Below are 23,298 nucleotides of genomic sequence, written 5' to 3' on the forward strand. Positions count from 1 at the left end.
CACTCCGTGCTCTGAACCGCACGGACCCGACGACACGCGGCACCAGACCGCCCCGATCGCATGGGAGACTGGAGCAATGCTCCGCGTGCTCACGGCCGGCGAATCGCACGGCCCAGAACTGATCGCCGTCATGGAGGGTCTGCCCTCCGGCGTCCCGGTGTCCTCCGAGGCCATCCAGGCCGACCTCGCCCGTCGCAAGCTCGGTTACGGCCGCGGCTCGCGCATGAAGTTCGAGCAGGACGAGCTGTCGATCTCGGGTGGCGTACGTCACGGGAAGACGCTCGGCAGCCCGATCGCGCTGCGCATCGGCAACACCGAGTGGCCGAAGTGGATCGAGGTCATGAACCCCGAGCCCGTCGAGCTTACTGACAAGTCGCGCGGACGCAGCGCCCCGCTCACGCGTCCCCGACCCGGCCACGCCGATCTCGTGGGCATGCAGAAGTACGACTTCGACGAGGCGCGACCGATCCTCGAGCGCGCGAGTGCCCGAGAGACGGCCGCCCGGGTCGCGCTCGGCGCGCTGGCACGCTCCTTCCTCAGCGAGCTCGGCATCCGTCTGGTGAGCCACACACTCTCGATCGGTCCCGTTCGCGTGCCCGAGGGCTCGGCGCTGCCGACGCCCGACGATGTCGATGCGCTGGATGCCGATCCGCTGCGGTGCTTCGACACCGCCACCTCTGCGCTGATGGTCGCCGAGGTCGACGATGCCAAGAAGGACGGCGACACCCTCGGCGGCATCGTCGAGGTGCTCGCCTACGGACTCCCGCCGGGACTCGGCTCTCACGTGCACTGGGACCGCCGCCTGGACGCGCGTCTCGCGCAGGCACTGATGAGCATCCAGGCCATCAAGGGCGTCGAGGTCGGTGACGGTTTCGAGACCACGCGCCGACGCGGGTCTGCGGCCCATGACGAGCTGTTCGCGACCACGGACGGGATCTCGCGCGGTTCCGACCGCGCCGGCGGCACGGAGGGCGGCATGTCCACCGGCACCGTTCTTCGGGTGCGTGCCGGGATGAAGCCCATCGCCACCGTCCCGCACGCGCTGCGCACGATCGACGTCGCCACCGGCGAGGACGCGACCGCGCACCACCAGCGCTCCGACGTCTGCGCCGTCCCCGCAGCGGGCGTCGTCGCCGAGGCCATGGTCGCCGTCGAGCTCGCGAACGCGGTGCTGGAGAAGTTCGGCGGTGACAGCGTCCGTGAGACGCGTCGCAACCTCGACGGGTACCTCGCCGCCATCCCTGCGGAGCTTCGCACCACGCCCGCGTCCGAGGCGGCGCTCATCGCGCATGACGAGCGAGGCTGATCCGCTCACGCTGGTGCTGGTCGGCCCGATGGCCGCCGGCAAGACCAGTGTCGGCCGGCGCGTGGCCCGCAGACTCGGTGTCGGATTCATCGACACCGACAAGCGCATCGTCGCGCAGCACGGCCCGATACCGGCGATCTTCGCCGCGCACGGGGAAACCCACTTCCGCGAGCTGGAGCGTGCCGCCGTTGCTGCCGCTCTCTCGGAGGGCGGCGTGATCTCCCTCGGCGGCGGAGCGGTCACGGATGCCGGCACGCGAGAGATGTTGCGACAGCATCCGGTCGTCTTCCTCACTGTGAGCGCAGACGCGGTCGCGGACCGCATTCGCGGGAACAACCGCCCTCTGCTCGCGGGGGAGGACCCGCTCGAGCGGTGGGTGCGGATCCTCGACGAGCGCCGGGACTGGTACGACGAGGTGGCCTCGACGACGTTCGACACGTCGCGTCGGCCGATGCAGAGGATTGCCGACGAGATCGTGGCATGGAGGAGAGAGCAGCGATGAGCACGACGACCATCAGCGTGACCGGGAACGACGCCTACGACATCACCATCGGACGAGGTGTGCTGGATCGGGTGTCCGCCGCGCTCGCGCCGACCGTCCGCAAGATCCTGGTCGTGCACCCGCCGACGCTGGCGGCACGCGCGGCCGAGCTGCGGGAACGGCTGCTCGCCGACACGGAGAACGGCCCGCGCGAGGTGCTGCTGGCCGAGGTCCCCGACGCGGAGCAGGGCAAGCGCATCGAGGTCGCCGCGTTCTGTTGGCAGGTCATGGGCCAGGCGGACTTCACCCGCAGCGACGCGGTGGTGGGCTACGGCGGGGGAGCGGTGACCGACCTCGCTGGCTTCGTCGCGGCGACCTGGTTGCGCGGCGTGCAACTCGTGCAGGTGCCCACGACCGTGCTCGGCCTCGTCGACGCCGCAGTGGGCGGTAAGACAGGCATCAACACCGCCGAAGGCAAGAACATGGTCGGTGCCTTCTGGGCGCCCGCGGCTGTCGTCGGCGACCTCGACGAGTTGGCCAGCCTGAGTCCGAACGAAGCCACGGCCGGTTTCGCGGAGGTGGTGAAGGCCGGGTTCATCTGGGCACCCGAGATCCTCGACATCATCGAGGCGGATCCCGCAAGGTCCGTGGACACGACGACCGATGAGTTCCGTCGCGCCGTCGAGCTGGCGATCGACATGAAGGCCGAGGTCGTCTCGGACGACTTCCGCGAGGCGGGGCTCCGCGAGATCCTCAACTACGGCCACACGCTCGGCCACGCGATCGAGCACGCCGAGCGTTACAAATGGCGGCACGGCGCGGCGATCTCGATCGGCATGCTCTACGCCGCCGAGCTCTCGCGGCTCGCCGGCCGTCTGTCCGATGCCGCGGCGGAGCGGCACCGCACGATCCTGGAATCGCTCGGCCTGCCGACGTCGTATCGCGCGGGCGCCTGGCCGCAGCTGCTCGCCACGATGCAGCGCGACAAGAAGAGCCGTGGCGGGATGCTGCGGTTCATCCTGCTCGACGACATCGGCAAGCCCACCGTGCTGCAGGCTCCGGACGAATCCCTGCTCTTCGCGGCCTATCAGGAGGTCGGTGCGTGACGATCGTCCGGACGAGTCGCTCGCTCACCCCCGCGGATAGGGTGTCACCGTGACGACGAACGCGCGGCTGCTCCTGGTCAACGGGCCGAACCTCAACCTGCTCGGCACCCGCGAGCCCGAGATGTACGGCACATCCACGCTCGCCGATGTCGAGCGGCTCACGGCCGAGGTCGCCGAATCGCTGGGCTACCAGGTGCGGGCGATTCAGAGCAACCACGAGGGCGTCCTCATCGATGCGATCCACGAGGCTCGCGCGGACTGCGCCGGCATCGTGATCAATCCCGGCGGACTCACGCACACATCGGTCGTGCTTCGCGACGCGCTCACCGGAGTCTCACTGCCCTTCGCCGAGGTGCACATCTCCGACGTGTACGCGCGCGAGGAGTTCCGCCACCACTCGTACCTCCACGATGTCGCGGCGGTGCGGGTCATCGGTCGCGGCGTCGACGGGTACGCGGATGCCGTGCGCGAGCTCATCGCGCGGTTCTGAGCCCCGACGCAGCAGAGCAGAATCGGGCTCGGCGTCCGGTATCCCGTAGAATCGACTGTCGGCCCTGCCTGAATCGCGGGGGAGAGGCCGGACCCACAGACTCAGGAACGGAACTCTCAGCGCATGGCATCTACCGCAGACATCAAGAACGGCGTCGTTCTCAGCATCGACGGACAGCTCTGGAACGTCATCGAGTTCCAGCACGTCAAGCCCGGCAAGGGCGGCGCCTTCGTGCGGACCAAGCTGAAGAACGTCGTGTCGGGCAAGGTCGTCGACCGCACCTACAACGCCGGCGCCAAGATCGAGATCGAGAACGTCGATCGTCGTGACTTCACGTACCTGTACGCGGACGGTGACAGCTTCGTGTTCATGGACACCTCCGACTACGACCAGATCACCGTGCCTGCGGCGACCGTGGGGGATGCGAAGAACTTCCTGCTCGAGAACCAGCAGGTCACCATCGCCCTCAACAACGGCAACCCGCTGTACATCGACCTCCCGGCGTCGGTCATCCTCGAAGTGACCTACTCGGAGCCCGGTCTGCAGGGCGACCGTTCCTCCGCCGGCACGAAGCCCGCGACGGTCGAGACGGGCTACGAGATGCAGGTTCCGCTGTTCGTCGAGACCGGAACGAAGATCAAGGTCGACACCCGCACGGGTGACTACCTCGGTCGCGAGAAGTAAGGCGTGAGCGCCCGCACGAAGGCGCGAAAGCGCGCTCTCGACATCCTGTTCTCCGCCGACGTCCGCGGCGATGATCTCTCGGTGACCCTGGCCGCCGAGGCGAAGCGCGCAGCGAGCGAGCCGTCGCGAGAGGCCTCCTGGCTCTACGCCAGAGAGATCGTCGACGGCATCATCGACCAGCGCGACGAGATCGACGAGCAGATCACGACGCACAGCCGTGATTGGAAGATCGAGCGGATGCCGGCGGTCGATCGCGCTCTGCTGCGCATCGGCGTCTGGGAGATCCTGCACAACGACGAGGTGCCCACGGCTGTGGCCATCGATGAAGCGGTCGAACTCGCGAAGGAGTTCTCCACCGACGATTCCGGCGCGTTCGTGCACGGCGTCCTCGCGAGGGTGTCCCGCGCCTCCTGATCCACCCGCGTCGCGGCACGCATGTCGGATGCCGCGAGAAGGATGTCGGCATGCCCGCTCCCCGCGTCGACCTCCGCGACCTGATGCAGATCACGGATGCCGGTGGTTACGCGCGGGGCCTCGCCTACTTCCGTGAGGGCAACGTCCTCGACCTCGATTGGGATGAGGATCGGCAGGCGCTCGAAGCCCATGTGAAGGGCAGCAACGACGCGGAGTATCTCGTCGAGGTGGGCTTCGTGTCATCGAACGGCAAGAGGCACGTCCGCTCGACGCGCTGCTCCTGTCCCGTGCGCTCGGCGTGCAAGCACGTCGTCGCAGCGCTGCTCGCCTCGAACGTGCACTCGTACGCGCAGCAGGACGGCGCGAGGACCGTCGAGTCCGTCGCCCCGGCTCCCGCGCTCGTCGAGCCGACCGCGCTGTCATGGCGCGCGTTGGTGGCGACGACCGCCGCGGCGCAGACTCGTCCGCTCGCGCTCGGCGTCGAACTGCGCCACCGTGCACCTCGTGGCGACAACCACTGGGCTCCTCGCGCGGTTCGCCCGGCGACTCCCCGCGACCTCGCCAGATCGACGGGCGAGCTTCTTCTCGCGATCCGCCCGCTCATGCGCAGCCAGCAGACCGGGGCATGGATCCAGGGCCAGGCGGGTTGGGACCTCGTGCGGCGCGACGTCGCCCAGTTCGGCCGGCTCCAGACCCGGTGGTTCGGCGACCTGCTCAGCATCTCGCGCGACTCGCTGCTCTCCGGCAATGCCGGTGACTGGCTCGTCGTGGATCAGATCGAGTCAGGGCTGCTGTGGTCGCATCTGCGTGCCGGTGCCGACTTGGGCATCCCGCTGGTCGCGAGCCAGAAGACCGCGACGGTCCACCTCGCCGAGACGGCCGACGTCACAGCGACGATCGCTCGCGACGAGACCGGAGCGCTGACCGTCGCGGCCTTGGTCACGGTCGATGGCGCAACCGTCGCCGCGAGCGACGTGCATCCGATCGGGCGCACCGGCGTGTACTCCGCCGTCCTGGTCGGCAGCCGGATGCGGATCACCCTCGCCGAGGTCGCGCTCAGCGAGCAGGTGCGCGCACTGCTCGATGCGCAGCGGCCGCTCGTCATCCCGGCTGACGAGGAGACGGCGTTCGTCGCGGAGGCGTACCCGCTTCTCGCGCGACGCGCGACCGTTCAGACCGTCGGCGACGTGTCTCTCCCGGAGATCCCCGCGCCCGAGCCTGTTCTGGACGTCGCCTTCGAGACGGGTGACGTCGTCAGCTATTCGTTCACCTGGGACTACCGGGGGTTCGGGACGGTACCGTTCGCTTCGAGTCCGGCCGCCGTGCGCGACCCGGCGGCCGAAGCAGTGAGACGGGCGGCGCTCGAGACCGTCTGGCAGGAGCACACCACGAAGCGGTTCTCGCCCGCGGGTTCCTTCCACGACATAGACGCGGCGGCCTTCGTCGCCCAGGTGGTCCCTGCGCTCGAGTCGGCCGGGGTGCGAGTCGTCACGACCGGTGCGCGAAAGGCGTACCGCGAGCTGCAGGGCGATCCCGAGGTCAAGGTGACCACCGTCGAGTCGACGGACGCCGACTGGTTCGATCTCGGCATCATCGTGACCATCGACGGGAGGAACATCCCGTTCGGTCCGTTGTTCACCGCGCTCAGTCGGGGCAAGAAGAAGCTGCTCCTCTCCGACGGCGGATACTTCTCACTGAGTCACCCCGCCCTGGATCGCCTTCGCGAGCTCATCGAGGAGGCGGGGGAGCTCGGCGAGTGGGAGACGGGACCGCGTATCAGCCGGTATCAGACCGATCTCTGGGAGGAGTTCGAGGACCTCGCCGACGAGTCGCAGCCGGCCGTGAGCTGGCGTTCGACCGCCGAAGGGCTGCGCGCGGCGACCGGTGTGCCGGCTACGCCGCTGCCCGCGTCCGTCGATGCGGAGCTCCGTCCGTATCAGAAGTCGGGTTTCGACTGGCTCGTCTTCCTGTGGCGCCACAGGCTCGGCGGCATCCTCGCCGACGACATGGGGTTGGGAAAGACCCTGCAACTGCTGGCCTTCGTCCAGCACACCCGCGACACGGGGGAGAAGCGGCCGTTCCTCGTGCTGGCTCCCACCTCGGTCCTGAGCACGTGGAAGACGGAGGCCCGGCGGTTCACCCCGGAACTCCGGGTCGCGATCGTCGACACCACGAGCGGCACCCGCGGCGGCGTGCTCGCCGACGCCGCGGCATCCGTCGACATCGTCGTGAGCTCCTACACGGTCGCGCGCCTCGACGAGCAGGAGTTCGGAAGGATCGAGTGGGCGGGTCTCATCCTCGACGAGGCGCAATTCGTCAAGAACCCGAAGACCAAGCTCCATCGCGCCATCGCGACCTTCCGCGCCGATGTCACGTACGCGGTCACCGGAACCCCGATGGAGAACAGCCTCTCCGAGCTGTGGTCCCTACTGAAGCTCGCGGCACCCGGGCTCTTCCCCTCAGCGCGGAAGTTCCGCGATCGCTACATCCAGCCGATCGAGAAGGGCAAGGTCCCCGAGAACGAGGAGGGCGGCGAGTTCCGCCAGCGGCGCCTGGCGCAGCTGCGCCGTCGAATCCGCCCATTGATGCTGAGGCGCACCAAGGAGCTCGTCGCGTCCGATCTCCCGCCCAAGCAGGAGCAGGTGCTCGAGGTCGAGCTGAGCCCCGCGCATCGTGCGGTCTACGACATCGTGCTGCAGCGCGAGCGGCAGAAGGTGCTGGGCCTGATCGACGACCTCGACCGGAACCGGTTCATCGTGTTCCGTTCGCTGACCCTGTTGCGGATGCTGAGCCTCGCACCCGAACTCGTCGACGAGGCAGATGCCGACATCGGCTCCAGCAAGCTCGACACGCTGCTCGAGCGGGTCATCGAACTGCAGGCGGAGGGGCACCGGGCGCTGGTCTTCAGCCAGTTCACGTCGTTCCTGGACCTCGCTGCCGCGCGCCTCGATGCCGCCGGCATCCCCTACGCCCATCTCGACGGATCCACGCGCCGCCGGCAGGACGTCGTCGACGGGTTCAGAGCGGGACAGCAGGTCGTCTTCCTCATCAGCCTCAAGGCCGGCGGGTTCGGCCTCACGCTCACGGAAGCCGATTACGTGTTCCTGCTCGATCCCTGGTGGAACCCCGCGGCGGAGGCGCAGGCGATCGACCGCACCCATCGCATCGGCCAGACCAGCCAGGTCTTCGTCTATCGGATGATCGCGTCAGGGACGATCGAGGAGAAGGTGCGCGAGCTCCAGCAGCGCAAGGCGCGCCTGTTCACAGCGGTGATGGACGACGAGGAACTGTTCGCGAGGTCTCTCACCGCGGACGACATCCGCGGGCTCTTCGACGACTGAGTCATTACTCACGGCTGGTCTCCGCCAGCGCCCAGGGGGCCGCCGATAGAATCGGACGGTTCACTTTCGAGAGGAATGCAATGCGGATCACGGGACTCGGCCACGCCGGGATGTTCATCGAGACGGTCGGCGGGAACATCATCTGCGACCCCGTCCTCGGACCCTCGTTCTTCGGCTCCTGGTTCCCATTCCCCGACAACCGCGGACTCGACTGGGAGCGCTTCGGACGTGACGCCGACTTCCTTTACATCTCGCACCGGCACCGGGACCATTTCGATCCAAGGCTGCTCGAGCGATACGTCCGCAAGGACATCGAGGTCCTTCTGCCGGAGTATCCGATCGACGACCTCGAGCGCGACATCCGCGCGCTCGGCTACACGAACATCACCTACGCCCCGGCGGGGGAGATCATCCAGCGCGGCGACCTCAAGATCATGATCACGCCGCTGCGCGCGCCGAGCGACGGCCCCATCGGCGACTCGTCGCTGAGCGTCGACGACGGCACCGCATCGGTGCTGAATCAGAACGACTCGCATCCGCTGGATCTCGAGAAACTGCTGGGCTTCGGCAAGCCCGACGCCTACTTCACGCAGGTGTCCGGGGCGATCTGGTGGCCGATGGTCTATGACCTGCCGCTCGATGCCAAGCAGAACTTCGCAAAGCTCAAGCGTGACGCGCAGAACAAGCGCGCCATGTACTACATCGAGAAGGTCGACGCGACGCATGTCTTCCCGATGGCCGGTCCGCCGATGTTCCTGCGAGACGACCTCTTCGACTTCAACGGCGTGGGCCGCAACGGCGAGTCGATCTTCACCGATCAGAAGCAGTTCCTCGCTCACATGAAGGAGCTGGCTCCGCAGTACGACGGGCACCTCTTCGTCCCTGGCACGGTCGTCACCGTCGAAGGCCCCTCCGTCACCACCGAGCAGTCGCTGTACACGGATGCCGAGATCGCCCACATCTTCGACGAGAAATGGGACTACCTCGAGTCGCAGCGCGCGAGCCGTCAGCAGGAGATCCGCGACGAGGAGGCCTCCCGCGCGGAGATCATCCCGCCGGCCGAGATGCTCGAGACGTTGAAGGCGTGGTGGGAGCCGCTGCTGAAGAAGTCGCGCACCATCCGCCTCGGCGTCGGCGGAGCCGTGCGCTTCCAGATCGGCGAGCTCGACATGGTCGTCGACTTCCCGCGCGCCAAGGTCCGTGAATACGCGGGGGAGGAGTGCATCTACTGGTACACGATCCCCGCCGATCTCGTGTCGACGAACATCCGCGACCGGGAGATCGACTGGTCGAACTCGATCTTCCTGTCGATGCAGTTCCAGGTCGGCCGCAGCGGCAAGTTCAACGAGTTCCTGACCACGTTCCTCAAGTGCCTCTCCGTCGACCGCATCGAGTACGTCGAGAACTGGTACCAAGAGCAGACCGACCAGACCGAGGATGCCCAGGTCGGCGCCTGGGTCGTGCAGCGCCGGTGCCCGCACCTTCGCGCGGACCTCACGAAGACCGGCAAGGTCGACGAGGACGGCGTGCTCACCTGCAGCATGCACGACTGGAAGTGGGACCTGAAGACCGGCCGGTGCCTGTCGACCAGCGGCCACCCGATCCGGTCGACGAAGATCGACGACGTCACCGACCCGGTGCTGCAGGAAGCCAGTTGACCTGTACCACCGCAGCTGATCGGTGGTACTCTTGCGTCATGCCTACAACGTTGACGCGGATCCAGGTCACGCAGACCGTGCACCTTCGCGATGCGCTGGAACTCGCGGAGACGGAGTGGCCCGGCTTGCCGAAGTCAGAGCTCGTCGCAAGACTCGCCGGGCTCGGCGCTGAAACGCTGGCAGCCAAGCGGTCGGCGAAGAGGGCGGCGCGACGGGCGGCGCTCGAAGCGACGCGTGGGACGATCGCCTACCCTCCCGGGTATCTCGAAGAACTCCGAAAGGACTGGCCGGAGTGATCGTCCTGGATGCCGGGGTGCTCATCGCGCACCTGGCCGTCGAAGACGTTCATCGAGACGCCGCGTTCGAGATCCTTGATACCGAGGACGATCTCCTGATCCATCCCCTGACCCTTGCAGAAGCGCTGGTGCATCCTGCGCGGGTGGGCACCGAGCGAGAGGACCTTGCGAGGATCGATTCGCTCGGACTGCTTCGGCGAGAGGAGAGTGTCGACGAGCCCGTGCGGATCGCCCGCCTGCGGGCTGCTTCATCGATGAAGCTTCCTGACTGCGCCGTCCTCGCTACAGCGGAATCGTTCGGCGCCACCCTCGCCACCTTCGACCGTCGACTCGCCGACGTGGCACGTTCGCGGGGCGTCGAGGTCGTCGGAGTCTGACCTGCTCGGATAGACTGGCGGGACAAGCAACCTTTAACACCGTCCTGTGAGGCGGAGAAGGGAGCGGCTGATGAGCGCACGCATCGTGCTGCACGAAGCCGACGTATCGCGGGCGTTGACCCGTATCGCGCACGAGATCCTCGAGTCGAATCGAGGGGCTGAGAACCTCGTCCTGCTGGGCATTCCGACCCGCGGCGTAACTCTCGCCCACCGCCTCGCGCGACTGATCGGAGAGATCGCCCAGACCCCGGTCGCGGTCGGTGCTCTCGACGTGACGCTCTTCCGGGACGACCTGTCGAAGCATCCCACCCGGTCGCCGCATCCCACCGACATCCCCGATGGCGGGATCGACGGGAAGACGGTCGTCCTCGTCGATGACGTGCTCTTCTCCGGTCGCAGCATCCGCGCCGCCCTCGACGCGATCCAGTCGATCGGACGCCCCGCCGTCGTGCGGCTCGCGATCCTCGTGGACCGCGGCCACCGCGAGCTCCCGATCCGGCCCGACTTCATCGGCAAGAACATCCCCTCCGCGCGCTCCGAGCGCGTCAACGTGCGCCTCCTCGAGAACGACGGGGCCGACGAGGTGGCGATCGGCGAATGAGGCATCTTCTCGATACCCGCACGCTCGACAGGGCGACCGCCCTGCGCATCCTCGACATCGCGGAGGACATGTCCGACACGCAGTCGCGTGAGGTGAAGAAGCTCCCGACGCTGCGCGGCAAGACGGTCGTGAACCTCTTCTTCGAGGACTCGACGCGCACTCGCATCTCGTTCGAGGCAGCCGCCAAGCGGCTCTCGGCAGACGTCATCAACTTCGCCGCCAAGGGATCGAGCGTCTCGAAGGGGGAGAGCCTGAAGGACACGGCTCAGACACTGGAGGCGATCGGAGCGGATGCCGTCGTCATCCGGCATCCCGGCTCCGGCGCTCCGCAGACTCTCGCGACCAGCGGCTGGATCTCGGCCGGCGTGGTGAACGCCGGTGACGGCACGCACGAGCATCCGACGCAGGCGCTGCTCGACGCCTTCACGATCCGCAAGCGCCGTTTCGGCGCGGACAGTCGCGGGCGTGACCTCGCCGGTCTCCGGGTCGTGATCGTCGGGGATGTGCTGCACTCGCGGGTCGCCCGCTCGAACGTGTGGCTGCTCACCACGCTGGGCGCCGAGGTCACACTGGTGGCGCCGCCCACGCTGGTCCCGCAGAACGTGTCGCTCTGGCCCGTCCGTGTCGTCTACGACCTCGACGAGGCGCTGGCCACGGACCCCTACGCGGTGATGATGCTGCGTATCCAGCTGGAACGGATGAACGCCGCGTATTTCCCGACTGAGCGGGAGTATTCGCGCCGCTGGGGTCTCGACGCACGGCGTGTGGCCAGCCTTCCGGACGGTAGCATTGTGATGCACCCCGGACCCATGAACCGCGGGCTGGAGATCTCCTCCGCAGCAGCTGATTCCACCCGCTCGACGGTGCTGGAACAGGTTGCGAACGGAGTATCCGTGCGCATGGCGGTGCTGTACCTGCTCCTGGCAGGCGAACGAGACGACGAACGAGGGGGAGACCTGTGAGCGAGACCCTCGTCATCACCGGCGCACGGCTGCTCGGTGCGGAGAGCGCCGACATCATCATCGAGGGCGGTGCCATCACCGAGATCGGCTCCGGCCTGAGCCGGACGGGTGCCCGTGTCATCGACGCCGACGGGCTCGTCGCGCTGCCGGGGCTCGTCGATCTGCACACGCATCTGCGCGAGCCCGGCTACGAAGCATCCGAGACCATCCTCACCGGCACCAGGGCGGCGGCGGCGGGCGGTTTCACCGCTGTGTTCGCCATGCCGAACACCTCTCCGGTCGCCGACACCGCTGGCGTCGTCGAGCAGGAACTCGCTCTCGGCGAGGCCGCCGGCTACGCCACGGTGCAGCCGATCGGCGCGGTCACGGTCGGTCAGAAGGGCGACCGTCTCGCCGAGCTCGGCGCGATGGCGGGCTCGCGAGCGCAAGTGCGCGTCTTCAGCGACGACGGCTTCTGCGTGTTCGACCCGCTCATCATGCGTCGCGCGCTCGAGTACGTGAAGTCCTTCGACGGAGTGATCGCGCAGCACGCACAGGACCCGCGTCTCACCGAGGGAGCCCAGATGAACGAGGGCACCGTCTCGGCAGAGCTCGGACTCGCCGGCTGGCCCGCGGTCGCCGAGGAGTCGATAATCGCGCGTGACGTGCTGCTGGCCGAGCACGTCGGCTCACGGCTGCACGTGTGCCACCTCTCCACGGCCGGCTCGGTCGACATCATCCGCTGGGCCAAGAAGCGCGGCATCGCCGTCACGGCCGAGGTCACGCCGCATCATCTGCTGCTGACGGACGAACTGGTCCGCGGATACGACGCCCGCTACAAGGTCAATCCGCCGCTCCGTCGGGAGGAAGACGTTCTCGCCGTGCGGGAAGGGCTCGCCGACGGCACGATCGACATCGTCGCCACGGATCACGCCCCGCACCCGAGCGAGCACAAGGCCTGCGAGTGGCAGGCGGCGGCGAACGGCATGGTCGGACTCGAGAGCGCGCTGCGCGTCGTGCACCAGTCGATGGTGCAGACCGGGCTGATCGGCTGGTCCGACGTGGCCAGGGTCATGAGCGCCGCCCCTGCCCGAATCGGTCGACTCGCGGGCCACGGCACGCCTCTCGAGGTCGGGCGCCCTGCGCAGATCACGCTCTACGACGCGTCCGTCGACGGGGTGTTCACCGAGGCGGACCTGCATGGTCGCAGCGTGAACTCGCCCTACCTCGGGCGGGCGCTGCCCGGTCGTGTGCAGTTCACGGTGCACGGCGGACGGCTCACGGTCGACGGCGGCATCCTGGTCGAGGAGCTGAACGCGTGAGCCGCGAACTCGCCATCGCGGTCATGATCGCCGTGGCCGTCCTCATGCTGCTCGCGATGCTGTTCGCCTGGCGACGACGGTTGCGACGCGACTCCGGTCTCACCGCGCCCCTCGGCGTCCCCGAGCACGCGGAGGTCGCGCGGCGCGACGAGGTGCTCTACGTCTCGACCACGCGTCACGATCAGCCGCTGGAGCGCCTGGCGGTCTCGCCGCTGACGTATCGCGCCCGAGGCGAGCTGGCGACGACGGATCGCGGCATCGCCCTCTGCCTCGACGGTTCGCCGACGGTCTTCCTCGCCAGCAGCCGTCTGGTGCAGGTCGACCGGGCCACCGTGACGATCGATCGAGTGGTCGAGCGCGGCGGACTGATCCGCGTCGCCTGGAACGCCGACGACGACACCGTCGTGGACTCGTATCTGCGCCTGACCACGGGCGACCCCGACACCCTCATCTCTGAACTGCAGCGGCTCGTCACGCCTTCGCACGACAGCGCCGCCCCCGACACAGGAGCCACACGATGACCTCCCTGCCCGAAACCGCCGTCCTCGTCCTGGAAGACGGCACCCGTCACACCGGTCGCGCCTACGGAGCGCGCGGTCGCAGCCTCGGCGAGGTGGTGTTCGCCACCGGAATGTCCGGCTACCAGGAGACGCTCACCGACCCGTCGTACGCAGGCCAGATCGTGCTGCAGACGGCGCCGCACATCGGCAACACCGGCATGAACGACGAGGACACCGAGTCTCGGCGCATCTGGGTCGCCGGCTACATCGTCCGCGACCCTTCGCGTGTCGTGTCGAACTGGCGCGCGAACGCCTCGCTCGACGAGATCCTCGTGAAAGACGGGATCGTCGGCATCAGCGGCATCGACACCCGGTCGATCACCCGCCACATCCGCTCGGCGGGCTCCATGCGCGGGGGGATCTTCTCCGGTTCGGATGCCGAGCTCGACGCCGATGAACAGTTGCGGATCGTCCGCGAAGCGCCCCAGATGGCCGGTCGGAACCTCTCCGCCGAGGTGTCGGTGGATGTCGCCGAGATCACGACGGCGATAGGGGAGAAGATAGGCAACCTGGCCGTGCTCGATCTCGGCGTGAAGCAGGCCACGATCGACAACCTCGCCGCCCGCGGCTTCGAGGTGCATGTGCTTCCGCAGAGCGTGACGATCGACGACATCCGCTCGATCGACCCGGTCGCGGTCTTCTACTCCAACGGCCCCGGCGACCCCGCGGCATCCGGCGATCACGTCGAACTGCTCCGCTCGGTGCTCGACGACGGGCTCCCGTTCTTCGGGATCTGCTTCGGCAACCAGCTGCTCGGCCGGGCGCTGGGTCTCGGCACGTACAAGCTGCCGTTCGGCCATCGCGGCATCAACCAGCCGGTCCTCGACAAGACCACGGGGCGCGTGGAGATCACCGCGCACAACCACGGCTTCGCGGTCGAGGCGCCCCTCGAGGGCTCGTTCGACAGCCCGCACGGCTACGGCAAGGTCGAGGTCAGCCACGTCGGGCTCAACGACAACGTGGTCGAGGGCCTCCGCGCGCTCGACATCCCGGCCTTCTCGGTGCAGTACCACCCCGAGGCCGCCGCCGGCCCGCACGACGCCAACTACCTCTTCGACCGGTTCCGTGACCTCGTGGTCGCGACGCAGAAGGACAGCAAGTAATGCCCAAGCGCGACGACATCAATTCCGTCCTCGTCATCGGTTCCGGCCCGATCGTCATCGGCCAGGCCTGCGAGTTCGACTACTCCGGCACCCAGGCGTGCCGCGTGCTCCGCGAGGAGGGCGTCCGGGTCATCCTGGTGAACTCCAACCCCGCGACGATCATGACCGATCCCGACTTCGCGGATGCGACGTACATCGAGCCGATCACCTGGCAGGTCATCGAGACGATCATCGCGAAGGAACGCCCTGATGCGATCCTTCCGACGCTCGGTGGTCAGACGGCGCTCAACGCCGCGATCGAGCTGCACAACCACGGGATCCTCGAGAAATACGACGTCGAGCTCATCGGCGCGAGCTTCGAGGCGATCAACAAGGGCGAGGATCGCCAGATCTTCAAGCAGCTCGTCCTGGATGCCGGGGCGGACGTGGCCGACAGCCGCATCGCCCACACGATGGACGAGGTGCTGGCAGCGGCCGGCGAGCTCGGCTACCCGCTGGTCGTGCGCCCGAGCTTCACGATGGGCGGCCTCGGTTCCGGCTTCGCCTACGACGAGAACGACCTGCGTCGCATCGCCGGGGCCGGCCTCCGCGACTCACCGACCACCGAGGTGCTTCTGGAGGAGTCCATCCTCGGCTGGAAGGAGTACGAGCTCGAACTCATGCGCGACACGGCCGACAACACGGTCGTCGTCTGCTCGATCGAGAATGTCGACCCCGTCGGCGTGCACACCGGAGACTCGATCACGGTGGCCCCGGCGCTGACCCTCACGGACCGCGAGTACCAGAAGATGCGCGACATCGGCATCGACATCATCCGCGCGGTGGGCGTCGACACCGGCGGCTGCAACATCCAGTTCGCGGTCGATCCCGCGAACGGCCGCATCATCGTGATCGAGATGAATCCGCGCGTCTCGCGCTCGAGCGCGCTCGCGTCGAAGGCGACCGGCTTCCCGATCGCGAAGCTCGCCGCGAAGCTCGCACTCGGCTACCGCCTCGACGAGATCCCGAACGACATCACCGGCGTCACCCCGGCGAGCTTCGAGCCCACGCTCGACTACGTCGTGGTGAAGGTTCCGCGCTTCGCGTTCGAGAAGTTCCCGGCCGCCGACGCCACGCTCACCACGACCATGAAGTCGGTCGGCGAGGCGATGGCCATCGGCCGCAACTACGCCACGGCGCTGCAGAAGGCCCTCCGGTCTCTGGAGAAGCGCGGCTCGAGCTTCCACTGGGGCACAGAGGACCGCACGGTCGACGAGTTGCTCGAGATCGCGAAGATCCCCACGGACGGCCGCATCGTCACGCTGCAGCAGGCGCTGCGCAAGGGCGCGACTGTCGAGCAGGCGTTCGACGCGACGGCGATCGACCCGTGGTTCCTCGACCAGATCGTGCTGATCAACGAGGTCGCCGAGATCGTGCGCACGGCGCCCGAGCTGGATGCCGCGACGCTCCGCTACGCCAAGGAGCACGGCTTCTCCGATGCGCAGCTCGCCGAGCTCCGCGGCACCACGGAGCCCGAGGTGCGCGGCATCCGTCACGGCCTGGGCATCCGCCCGGTGTACAAGACGGTCGACACCTGCGCCGGGGAGTTCCCCGCGCTCACGCCGTACCACTACTCGAGCTACGACTTCGAGACCGAGGTCGAGCCCTCGGAGCGCACCAAGGTCGTCATCATCGGCTCCGGTCCCAACCGCATCGGCCAGGGCGTCGAGTTCGACTACTCCTGCGTGCACGCGTCCTTCGCGCTGTCGGATGCCGGATTCGAGACCGTCATGATCAACTGCAACCCCGAGACGGTCTCGACCGACTACGACACGTCCGACCGCCTGTACTTCGAGCCGCTGACGCTCGAAGACGTGCTCGAGGTGCTCGACGCCGAAGCCGCCAGCGGCACGATCCTCGGCGTCGTCTGCCAGCTGGGCGGTCAGACCCCGCTCGGCCTGGCCAAGGGCATCGAGGCAGCCGGCTACCAGGTGCTGGGCACGAGCCCGGCGGCCATCGACCTCGCGGAGGAGCGCGAGCTCTTCTCCCGCCTGCTCGATGAGGCCGGTCTCGTGGCCCCGCGCAACGGCACGGCGATCGACGCCGACGGCGCGGTGCGCATCGCCGAGGAGATCGGTTACCCGGTGCTGGTGCGTCCGAGCTTCGTGCTCGGCGGTCGCGGCATGGAGATCGTCTACGACACCGCCTCGCTGCGCGACTACTTCGTCCGGACCGCGGGCGAGGTGATCATCGAGGAGGGCAAGCCTCTGCTCGTCGACCGCTTCCTGGACGACGCGATCGAGCTCGATGTCGATGCGCTCTACGACGGGCACGAGCTGTTCATCGGCGGCGTCATGGAGCACCTGGAAGAGGCCGGCATCCACTCCGGTGACTCCAGCTGCACACTGCCGCCTGTGTCGCTCGGCCGCACCGACGTCGATCGGGTGCGTGAGGCGACGCTCGCCATCGCGAAGGGCGTGGGCGTGCGCGGTCTGCTGAACGTGCAGTTCGCGATCAGCGCAGGCGTGCTCTACGTGATCGAGGCCAACCCGCGTGCGAGCCGTACCGTGCCGTTCGTGTCGAAGGCACTCGGCATTCCGATGGCGAAGGCGGCGAGCCGAGTGATGACCGGCACCACGATCGCCGAGCTGCGCGCCGAGGGCATGCTTCCCCAGCAGGACGGATCGCGCGTCCCGCTCGATGCGCCCGTCTCGGTGAAGGAGGCCGTGCTGCCGTTCAAGCGCTTCCGCACCGCCGACGGCAAGACGGTGGATTCGATCCTCGGTCCGGAGATGCGCTCGACCGGTGAGGTCATGGGCATCGACCGCGACTTCCCGACGGCGTTCGCGAAGAGCCAGGCGGCGGCCTACGGCGGCATGCCAACGTCGGGGACCGTGTTCATCTCGGTCGCGGACTCGGACAAGCGCGCCGTCATCCTGCCCGCACACCGCCTCCAGCAGCTCGGTTTCACGATCGTGGCCACCGAGGGCACCGCCGAGATACTGTCGCGCAACGGCATCGCGGTGACCGTCGTCGAGAAGTACAGCGCCACCCAGGAGTCCGGAGCGACGAACATCGTCGACCTCATCAACGAGGGGTCCATCGACATCGTGGTCAACACGCCGTCGGGCGGCGCGGCGCGAGCGGACGGCTACGAGATCCGTGCGGCGGCGGTCGCCGCCGACAAGGCGCTGTTCACGACCATGGCCGTGCTGGGCGCCGCCGTGAGCGGGATGGATGCCGCGCACGAGGGCTTCCAGGTCAAGAGCCTCCAGGAGTACGCGATCGACCGGGCGGCCGCGCTGTGACACAGACCTTCGGCGAGCGGATGAGCGAGACCCTGCGTACGCAGGGTCCGCTCTGCGTCGGGATCGACCCGCATGCCGCGCTCCTCGCGGCGTGGGGACTGACCGGCGATGCCGGCGGAGTGCGCGAGTTCGGCTTGCGCGTCGTGGAGGCGGCGGCCGGCCGAGTCGGCGTCGTCAAGCCGCAGGTGTCGTTCTTCGAGCGGTTCGGATCGGCGGGCATCGCGGCACTCGAAGAGGTGATCGCGGCCGCGCGTGCGGCCGGCCTGCTCGTGATCGCCGACGCCAAGCGCGGCGACATCGGCTCGACCATGGACGACTACGCCGCGGCGTGGCTGACCCCCGGGTCGCCGTTGGAGTCCGACGCGCTCACCGTGAACCCCTTCCTCGGGGTGGGCGCCCTCGCCGGCGCGTTCGACCTCGCCTCGACGCACGGCAAGGGACTCTTCGTGCTCGCCGCGACCAGCAATCCGGAGGCCGCAGGCCTGCAGCGTGCGATCGGGGCATCCGGGGCCACCGTCTCTGCGGAGATCATCGCCCACGTGTCTGAGCGCAATCGAGCCGCATCGGATGCCGGCGCGTGGGGGAGCTTCGGCTTCGTCATCGGCGCCACCGTGGACTGGGCACACGCCGGTATCGCGCCGTTCGCGCCCGTCGCACCCATCCTGGCCCCCGGGTTCGGAACCCAGGGCGCGACGCCGGCTGAGCTGCGTGCGCGGTTCGGGGCGATGTCGGGAGCAGTGATCGCGAGCGAGAGCCGCAGCATCCTCTCCGCGGGTCCCGCAGGACTGGGGGCGGCGATCGATGCACGTGCCGCCGAATACCGGGAGGTCGTCAGTGCCTGAATCGCGTCGGACCGTCCCCGAGGTCGACCGCGCTGCGGCCGCCCGCCGAGCCGTGGAACGGAGACGCGCCAGGGCATCGCTCAAGCGCGACCTGACCATGCGCGTCGTGACGCCCCAGACTGTGCTGCACCGTGCGACGGCGGATGCGGATTCGGTCGAGGGCTCGATGCGGATCACCGACTTCCTCCTCGCTCTGCCCGCCATCGGTGCCGGAAAGCGCGATCGCGTCCTGGATGAGCTGCACATCTCACCGGTCAAGCGCCTCGGCGGTCTCGGCGCCCGTCAGCGCGTCGTGCTCGAGGAGTGGCTCGACGGCCGCTTCCCCGTCCTCGAGCCGCGGGGGGCACGCAGCCGGCTGCTCGTGCTGGCCGGTCCGACCGCCGTCGGCAAGGGCACGGTCGCGGCGCACATCCGCGAGCACAACCCGGAGATCCACCTCTCGGTGTCGGCGACGACGCGCCCGCCGCGTCCCGGCGAGATCGACGGGGTCCACTACTACTTCGTGGACGACGCCGAGTTCGATCGGCTGATTGCCGACGACGAGCTGCTCGAGCACGCTGTGGTGCACAACCGCTCGCGGTACGGCACGCCGCGTGCGCCGATCGATGCCGCTCTCGCTGAGGGCAAGACGGTTCTTCTCGAAATCGACCTGCAGGGTGCGCGTCAGGTGCGCCGCGCCGAGCCGGACGCGACCCTCATCTTCCTGCTCCCGCCGAGCTGGGACGAACTCGTGCAGCGACTGGTCGGCCGCGGCACGGAAGAGGCCGAGGAGAGGGCAAGGCGACTGCGCACGGCGAAGGTGGAACTGGCGGCTCAGAACGAGTTCGATCACCTCATCGTGAACGAGGACGTCGCCGCTGCGGCCCGCGAGGTCGTAGAATTGTCCTCAGGCTCTGCGCGCTGAGTCACCTCGCGCGCCTATTGCACCGTCTTCGCGACGAATCCGTCGCCTGATCTGGAGGTCCCACCATGGCCGGACACCACACCAACGGCATCATCGATCCCCCCATCGACAACCTGCTCGACCGCGTCGACTCGAAGTACGAGCTCGTGATCTACGCCGCCAAGCGCGCGCGTCAGATCAACGACTACTACTCGGACCTGCACGAGGGCAACCTCTTCGACAACGTCGGCCCGCTCGTCGACTCGTCCGTCGAGGACAAGCCGCTCACGATCGCGCTGCACGAGATCAACGAGGACAAGCTCCGCCTGCGTCACGCAGAGTGACATTCCCGATCGTGACCGCCGCACTGTCGGCGGCACGGTCCAGAATGGGGGCATCACCCCTCCCACCGTCCGTCCCCGTTCTGGAGCATCGATGAGCGCCCTGCGTCTGTTCACGTCCGAGTCCGTCACCGAGGGGCATCCGGACAAGATCTGCGACCAGATCTCGGACAGCATCCTCGACGGGCTCCTCGCGAAAGACCCGGGTTCGCGCGTCGCGGTGGAGACGCTGGTCACCACCGGGCTCGTGCACGTCGCCGGAGAGATCCGCACCGAGGCGTACGTCGACATCCCCACCATCGTCCGGCAGGTCGTCAACGGGATCGGCTACACGTCCAGCGAGACCGGCTTCGACGGCGACTCGTGCGGTGTCAGCGTGTCGGTCGGCGAGCAGTCGTCCGACATCGCGCACGGCGTCGACAACGCACAGGAGCATCGGGACGGATCCTCGATCGATCCGCTCGATGGGCTCGGTGCCGGCGATCAGGGCATCATGTTCGGCTTCGCCACGAACGAGACCCCGCAGCTCATGCCGATGGCCGCGTGGACGGCTCACCGCATCGCGGAGCGCCTCACCGAGGTGCGTCGCAGCGGCCTGCTGCCCTTCCTCCGCCCCGACGGCAAGACGCAGGTGACCCTCGGCTACGACGGCTTCACGCCGAAGACCGTCGACGCCATCGTCCTCTCCACGCAGCACCACCCCGAGATCTCGCAGGACGAGTTGAAGGCGCAGGTGCGCGAGCACGTGATCGACCCGATCCTCGCGACGACGGGCCTCGATCTCGGCGACGTGACGCACTACATCAACCCCGCGGGGCCCTTCGTCACGGGCGGCCCGAAGGGCGATGCGGGCCTCACCGGCCGCAAGATCATCATCGACACCTACGGCGGGGCAGCCCGCCACGGCGGGGGCGCGTTCAGCGGCAAGGATCCGTCGAAGGTCGACCGCTCCGGCGCGTACGCCACTCGCTGGGTCGCGAAGAACGCCGTGGCGGCCGGTCTCGCCGACCGTCTCGAGGTGCAGGTCGCCTACGCGATCGGCGTCGCACGCCCGGTGGGGCTGTACGTCGAGACCTTCGGCACCGGCAAGGTGACCGATGAGGCGATCATCGCGGCGATCGAGAAGGTCTTCGACCTGCGTCCGCAGGCGATCATCGAACAGCTCGACCTGCTGCGCCCCATCTACGCGCAGACCGCGGCCTACGGCCACTTCGGCCGCGAGCTGCCGGACTTCACCTGGGAGCGGACCGACCGCGTGGAAGAGCTGCGCCGCGCCGCCGGACTCTGATGGGGCCCCGGTCCTGATGACTTCCGAGAGCCGGCGCATCGCGCGCGTGCTCCTCGACTCGCCGCTGCCGCAGCTCGACCGCCTGTTCGACTACGCACTTCCTGCGGAGTTCGGCGATGTCCCGCTCGGCGTGCGCGTGCGCGTGCCCCTGCGGACTGCCGGGCGGGTGATCGACGGATACATCGTCGACATCGACACCGAGGATGATGCCGACCGCCCCCTGTCCGCGGTAGACAGCGTCGTCTCCGAGGTCGCCGTCCTGCCCGAGCGGTTGAACAGACTCGCTCGTCGTGTCGCCGATCGGGCTGCCGGCTCTGCCTCCGATGTGCTGCGGCTGGTGATCCCCAAGCGACAGGTGCGCGTCGAGAAGGCGTGGACCCGGGACAGCCCCGTGCCGACGGTGGAGGAGGAGTCGGCGGAGCGAGCCCGTACGGTCCTCGACGACTACGACGGGCTGGTGGCGGTGCTGGACGATGCGGGCCGGGCCGCGGTCGAGGCCATCCCGCAGCTTCGGAACGGGGGAGAGGCCTGGACCGAGCTCCTCGCCGCCGCGGCCGCGCACACCCTTGCCTCGGGCCGGTCGACGATCCTCATCGTGCCCGACCACCGTGACCTCGATCGCCTGCTGACCGCGCTCGACGCGCTCGTCCCGGCGGAGTCGGTCGTCCGATACGACTCCCGTCAGACGAACCCCGATCGCTACCGCGGCTTCCTCCGAACCCTCGAGGAGGCGCCCTGCATCGTGGTCGGCAACCGATCCGCCGTGTACGCCCCCGTCGAGGCGGGTCTCGTCGCGATCTGGGACGACGGCGATCCCCTGCTCGGTGAACAGCTCGCGCCCTACGTCAACGCGCGGGACGCGGCGCTGCTCCGACAGGAGCTCGAGCAGTCCGCCCTGCTGTTCGCCGGACACACCCGCACGACCGACGTGGAACGGCTGGTCGCCCACGGCTGGCTGCGGGATGTCCGTGCGAAGCGCCGCGTGCTTCCCAAGGTGGTGCTCAGCACCCCGCAGGAGATGGACCAGCCCACGGCGCAGCGCATGCCGTCCTCGGCGTTCCTCGCGGCACGCAACGCCGCCGCCGAAGGTCCGGTGCTGGTGCAGGTGTCACGACCGGGGTTCTCGCCCTCGCTCGTCTGCGCCGAATGCCGTGCGCCGGCGCGGTGCCCGCATTGCGGTGGTCCCTTGGGCGCCCGGCACCGCGGCGCCGTCCCTGTCTGCGGGTGGTGCGGGCGCAGTGCTCAGGCGTGGGCGTGCCCGGCGTGCTCGTCGACGAAGCTCCGACTCGCGTCGTCCGGGAGTGAGCGGACCGCAGACGAGCTCGGTCGCGCGTTCGCCGGCATCCGGGTGATCGTGGCAGACGGGGCCCATCCGGTCGATCGAGTCGACGCGAAGCCCGCCCTGGTCGTCGCCACCCGCGGCGCGGAGCCGCTCGCGGTCGGCGGATATCGCGCCGTGGTGCTCCTCGACGGACCGCGGATGCTGCAGGCCCCTGACCTCCGCGTCGGCGAGGCCTGCCTGCGCTGGTGGTCCAACGCCGCCGCCCTCGCAGCGCCGGGCGCGCCGATCCACCTCGTCGGCGTGAGCGGCGCCGTCGGGCTGGCTCTCGCAACCTGGAACCAGGCGGGATACGCGCGATCCGAGCTCGACAGCAGGGCGCCCCTGCACATGCCGCCCACGACACGGGTGGCGCTCGTCGAAGGTTCTGCCGCGGCCGTCTCCCGCGCCCTCATCGCGCTCGGTGAGCTCGCACTGCCGTCCGACGCGGTCCTCGGTCCCGTCCCCGTCGATTCCGATGACCTCCCCCCTCGCGTGCGCGCCCTGGTGCGCTTCGAGTACGGTGCGGGGAGCCGCGTCGCCACGGTCCTGCGTGCCGCGGTGGTCGCCGAGGCGGTCAGCGGACGCCGCGGCAGGGCACGCAACACGAAGAGCACCCTCAGCGTGCGCCTCGATATCCTCGATCCAGAGCTCTGACC

21 protein-coding genes are annotated in these 23,298 nt (G+C 68.6%); all 21 read left to right on the forward strand.

Translation table 11 applies throughout. The features are described 5' to 3' along the window. The first annotated feature begins 76 nt into the window (after window positions 1-76). The 21 genes from aroC to RS85_RS07505 all read left to right on the forward strand — a co-directional run bounded on the left by aroC (window position 77) and on the right by RS85_RS07505 (window position 23,296). The gene (gene aroC, locus RS85_RS07405) at window positions 77-1,306 is read left to right on the forward strand and encodes a chorismate synthase (protein WP_046012787.1); all 1,230 of its coding nucleotides are present in this window, start codon (window positions 77-79) and stop codon (window positions 1,304-1,306) included. Continuing rightward, complete coding sequence (locus RS85_RS07410; protein WP_046012788.1) at window positions 1,290-1,808, forward strand: shikimate kinase; 519 nt, start codon at window positions 1,290-1,292, stop codon at window positions 1,806-1,808. Before aroC ends, RS85_RS07410 begins: the two co-directional genes overlap by 17 nt. After that, window positions 1,805-2,893, forward strand: coding sequence for a 3-dehydroquinate synthase (gene aroB / locus RS85_RS07415; RefSeq protein ID WP_046012789.1), 1,089 nt, complete (start codon window positions 1,805-1,807; stop codon window positions 2,891-2,893). Before RS85_RS07410 ends, aroB begins: the two co-directional genes overlap by 4 nt. A 49-nt stretch (window positions 2,894-2,942) precedes the next feature. Then, entirely contained in the window at window positions 2,943-3,383 is a 441-nt protein-coding gene (gene aroQ / locus RS85_RS07420; protein WP_046012790.1) for a type II 3-dehydroquinate dehydratase, read from the forward strand. Window positions 3,384-3,506: 123 nt separating this feature from the next. Then, the gene (efp, locus tag RS85_RS07425; protein ID WP_046012791.1) at window positions 3,507-4,067 is read left to right on the forward strand and encodes an elongation factor P; all 561 of its coding nucleotides are present in this window, start codon (window positions 3,507-3,509) and stop codon (window positions 4,065-4,067) included. A 3-nt stretch (window positions 4,068-4,070) separates the two neighbouring features. After that, a complete protein-coding gene (gene nusB, locus RS85_RS07430; protein ID WP_046012792.1) occupies window positions 4,071-4,481 on the forward strand; it encodes a transcription antitermination factor NusB in 411 nt (136 codons plus the stop codon). Between the two features lie 50 nt (window positions 4,482-4,531). Continuing rightward, on the forward strand, window positions 4,532-7,822 hold the full coding sequence (locus RS85_RS07435) for a DEAD/DEAH box helicase (protein ID WP_235282369.1): 3,291 nt from the start codon (window positions 4,532-4,534) through the stop codon (window positions 7,820-7,822). A gap of 80 nt (window positions 7,823-7,902) precedes the next feature. Further along, window positions 7,903-9,480, forward strand: a complete 1,578-nt coding sequence (locus RS85_RS07440; RefSeq protein WP_046012793.1) for a Rieske 2Fe-2S domain-containing protein — start codon at window positions 7,903-7,905, stop codon at window positions 9,478-9,480. A 38-nt stretch (window positions 9,481-9,518) separates the two neighbouring features. Further along, window positions 9,519-9,776 carry a hypothetical protein gene (locus RS85_RS07445; RefSeq protein WP_152642358.1) on the forward strand — a complete coding sequence of 86 codons (258 nt, stop codon included), beginning with the start codon at window positions 9,519-9,521 and terminating at the stop codon, window positions 9,774-9,776. Then, entirely contained in the window at window positions 9,773-10,153 is a 381-nt protein-coding gene (locus tag RS85_RS18960; RefSeq protein WP_052703474.1) for a type II toxin-antitoxin system VapC family toxin, read from the forward strand. The genes RS85_RS07445 and RS85_RS18960 overlap by 4 nt, the downstream gene beginning before the upstream one ends. Before the next feature lie 70 nt (window positions 10,154-10,223). After that, window positions 10,224-10,754: a bifunctional pyr operon transcriptional regulator/uracil phosphoribosyltransferase PyrR gene (gene pyrR, locus RS85_RS07455; RefSeq protein WP_046012795.1), complete on the forward strand. Its 531-nt coding sequence runs from the start codon at window positions 10,224-10,226 to the stop codon at window positions 10,752-10,754. After that, window positions 10,751-11,716 carry an aspartate carbamoyltransferase catalytic subunit gene (locus RS85_RS07460; protein WP_046012796.1) on the forward strand — a complete coding sequence of 322 codons (966 nt, stop codon included), beginning with the start codon at window positions 10,751-10,753 and terminating at the stop codon, window positions 11,714-11,716. The genes pyrR and RS85_RS07460 overlap by 4 nt, the downstream gene beginning before the upstream one ends. After that, window positions 11,713-13,017, forward strand: coding sequence for a dihydroorotase (locus RS85_RS07465; RefSeq protein ID WP_046012797.1), 1,305 nt, complete (start codon window positions 11,713-11,715; stop codon window positions 13,015-13,017). The genes RS85_RS07460 and RS85_RS07465 overlap by 4 nt, the downstream gene beginning before the upstream one ends. Then, the gene (locus RS85_RS07470) at window positions 13,014-13,538 is read left to right on the forward strand and encodes a PH-like domain-containing protein (RefSeq protein WP_235282370.1); all 525 of its coding nucleotides are present in this window, start codon (window positions 13,014-13,016) and stop codon (window positions 13,536-13,538) included. Before RS85_RS07465 ends, RS85_RS07470 begins: the two co-directional genes overlap by 4 nt. Continuing rightward, window positions 13,535-14,680: a glutamine-hydrolyzing carbamoyl-phosphate synthase small subunit gene (carA, locus tag RS85_RS07475; protein ID WP_046012798.1), complete on the forward strand. Its 1,146-nt coding sequence runs from the start codon at window positions 13,535-13,537 to the stop codon at window positions 14,678-14,680. Before RS85_RS07470 ends, carA begins: the two co-directional genes overlap by 4 nt. Continuing rightward, on the forward strand, window positions 14,680-17,967 hold the full coding sequence (carB, locus tag RS85_RS07480) for a carbamoyl-phosphate synthase large subunit (RefSeq protein WP_046012799.1): 3,288 nt from the start codon (window positions 14,680-14,682) through the stop codon (window positions 17,965-17,967). The genes carA and carB overlap by 1 nt, the downstream gene beginning before the upstream one ends. Continuing rightward, window positions 17,964-18,809 (forward strand): orotidine-5'-phosphate decarboxylase, encoded by an 846-nt coding sequence (pyrF, locus tag RS85_RS07485; RefSeq protein ID WP_442921929.1) that lies wholly within the window; start codon window positions 17,964-17,966, stop codon window positions 18,807-18,809. Before carB ends, pyrF begins: the two co-directional genes overlap by 4 nt. Then, a complete protein-coding gene (gmk, locus tag RS85_RS07490; RefSeq protein ID WP_442921930.1) occupies window positions 18,769-19,713 on the forward strand; it encodes a guanylate kinase in 945 nt (314 codons plus the stop codon). Before pyrF ends, gmk begins: the two co-directional genes overlap by 41 nt. 65 nt (window positions 19,714-19,778) lie before the next feature. Continuing rightward, entirely contained in the window at window positions 19,779-20,036 is a 258-nt protein-coding gene (rpoZ, locus tag RS85_RS07495; RefSeq protein ID WP_042536631.1) for a DNA-directed RNA polymerase subunit omega, read from the forward strand. Between the two features lie 91 nt (window positions 20,037-20,127). After that, on the forward strand, window positions 20,128-21,321 hold the full coding sequence (gene metK, locus RS85_RS07500) for a methionine adenosyltransferase (RefSeq protein WP_046012801.1): 1,194 nt from the start codon (window positions 20,128-20,130) through the stop codon (window positions 21,319-21,321). Window positions 21,322-21,337: 16 nt separating this feature from the next. Further along, a complete protein-coding gene (locus tag RS85_RS07505; protein ID WP_046012802.1) occupies window positions 21,338-23,296 on the forward strand; it encodes a hypothetical protein in 1,959 nt (652 codons plus the stop codon). Window positions 23,297-23,298 lie beyond the last annotated feature (2 nt).

This window comes from Microbacterium sp. SA39 (genome assembly GCF_000967865.1).
In the GTDB taxonomy this organism is placed as follows: Bacteria; Actinomycetota; Actinomycetes; order Actinomycetales; family Microbacteriaceae; genus Microbacterium.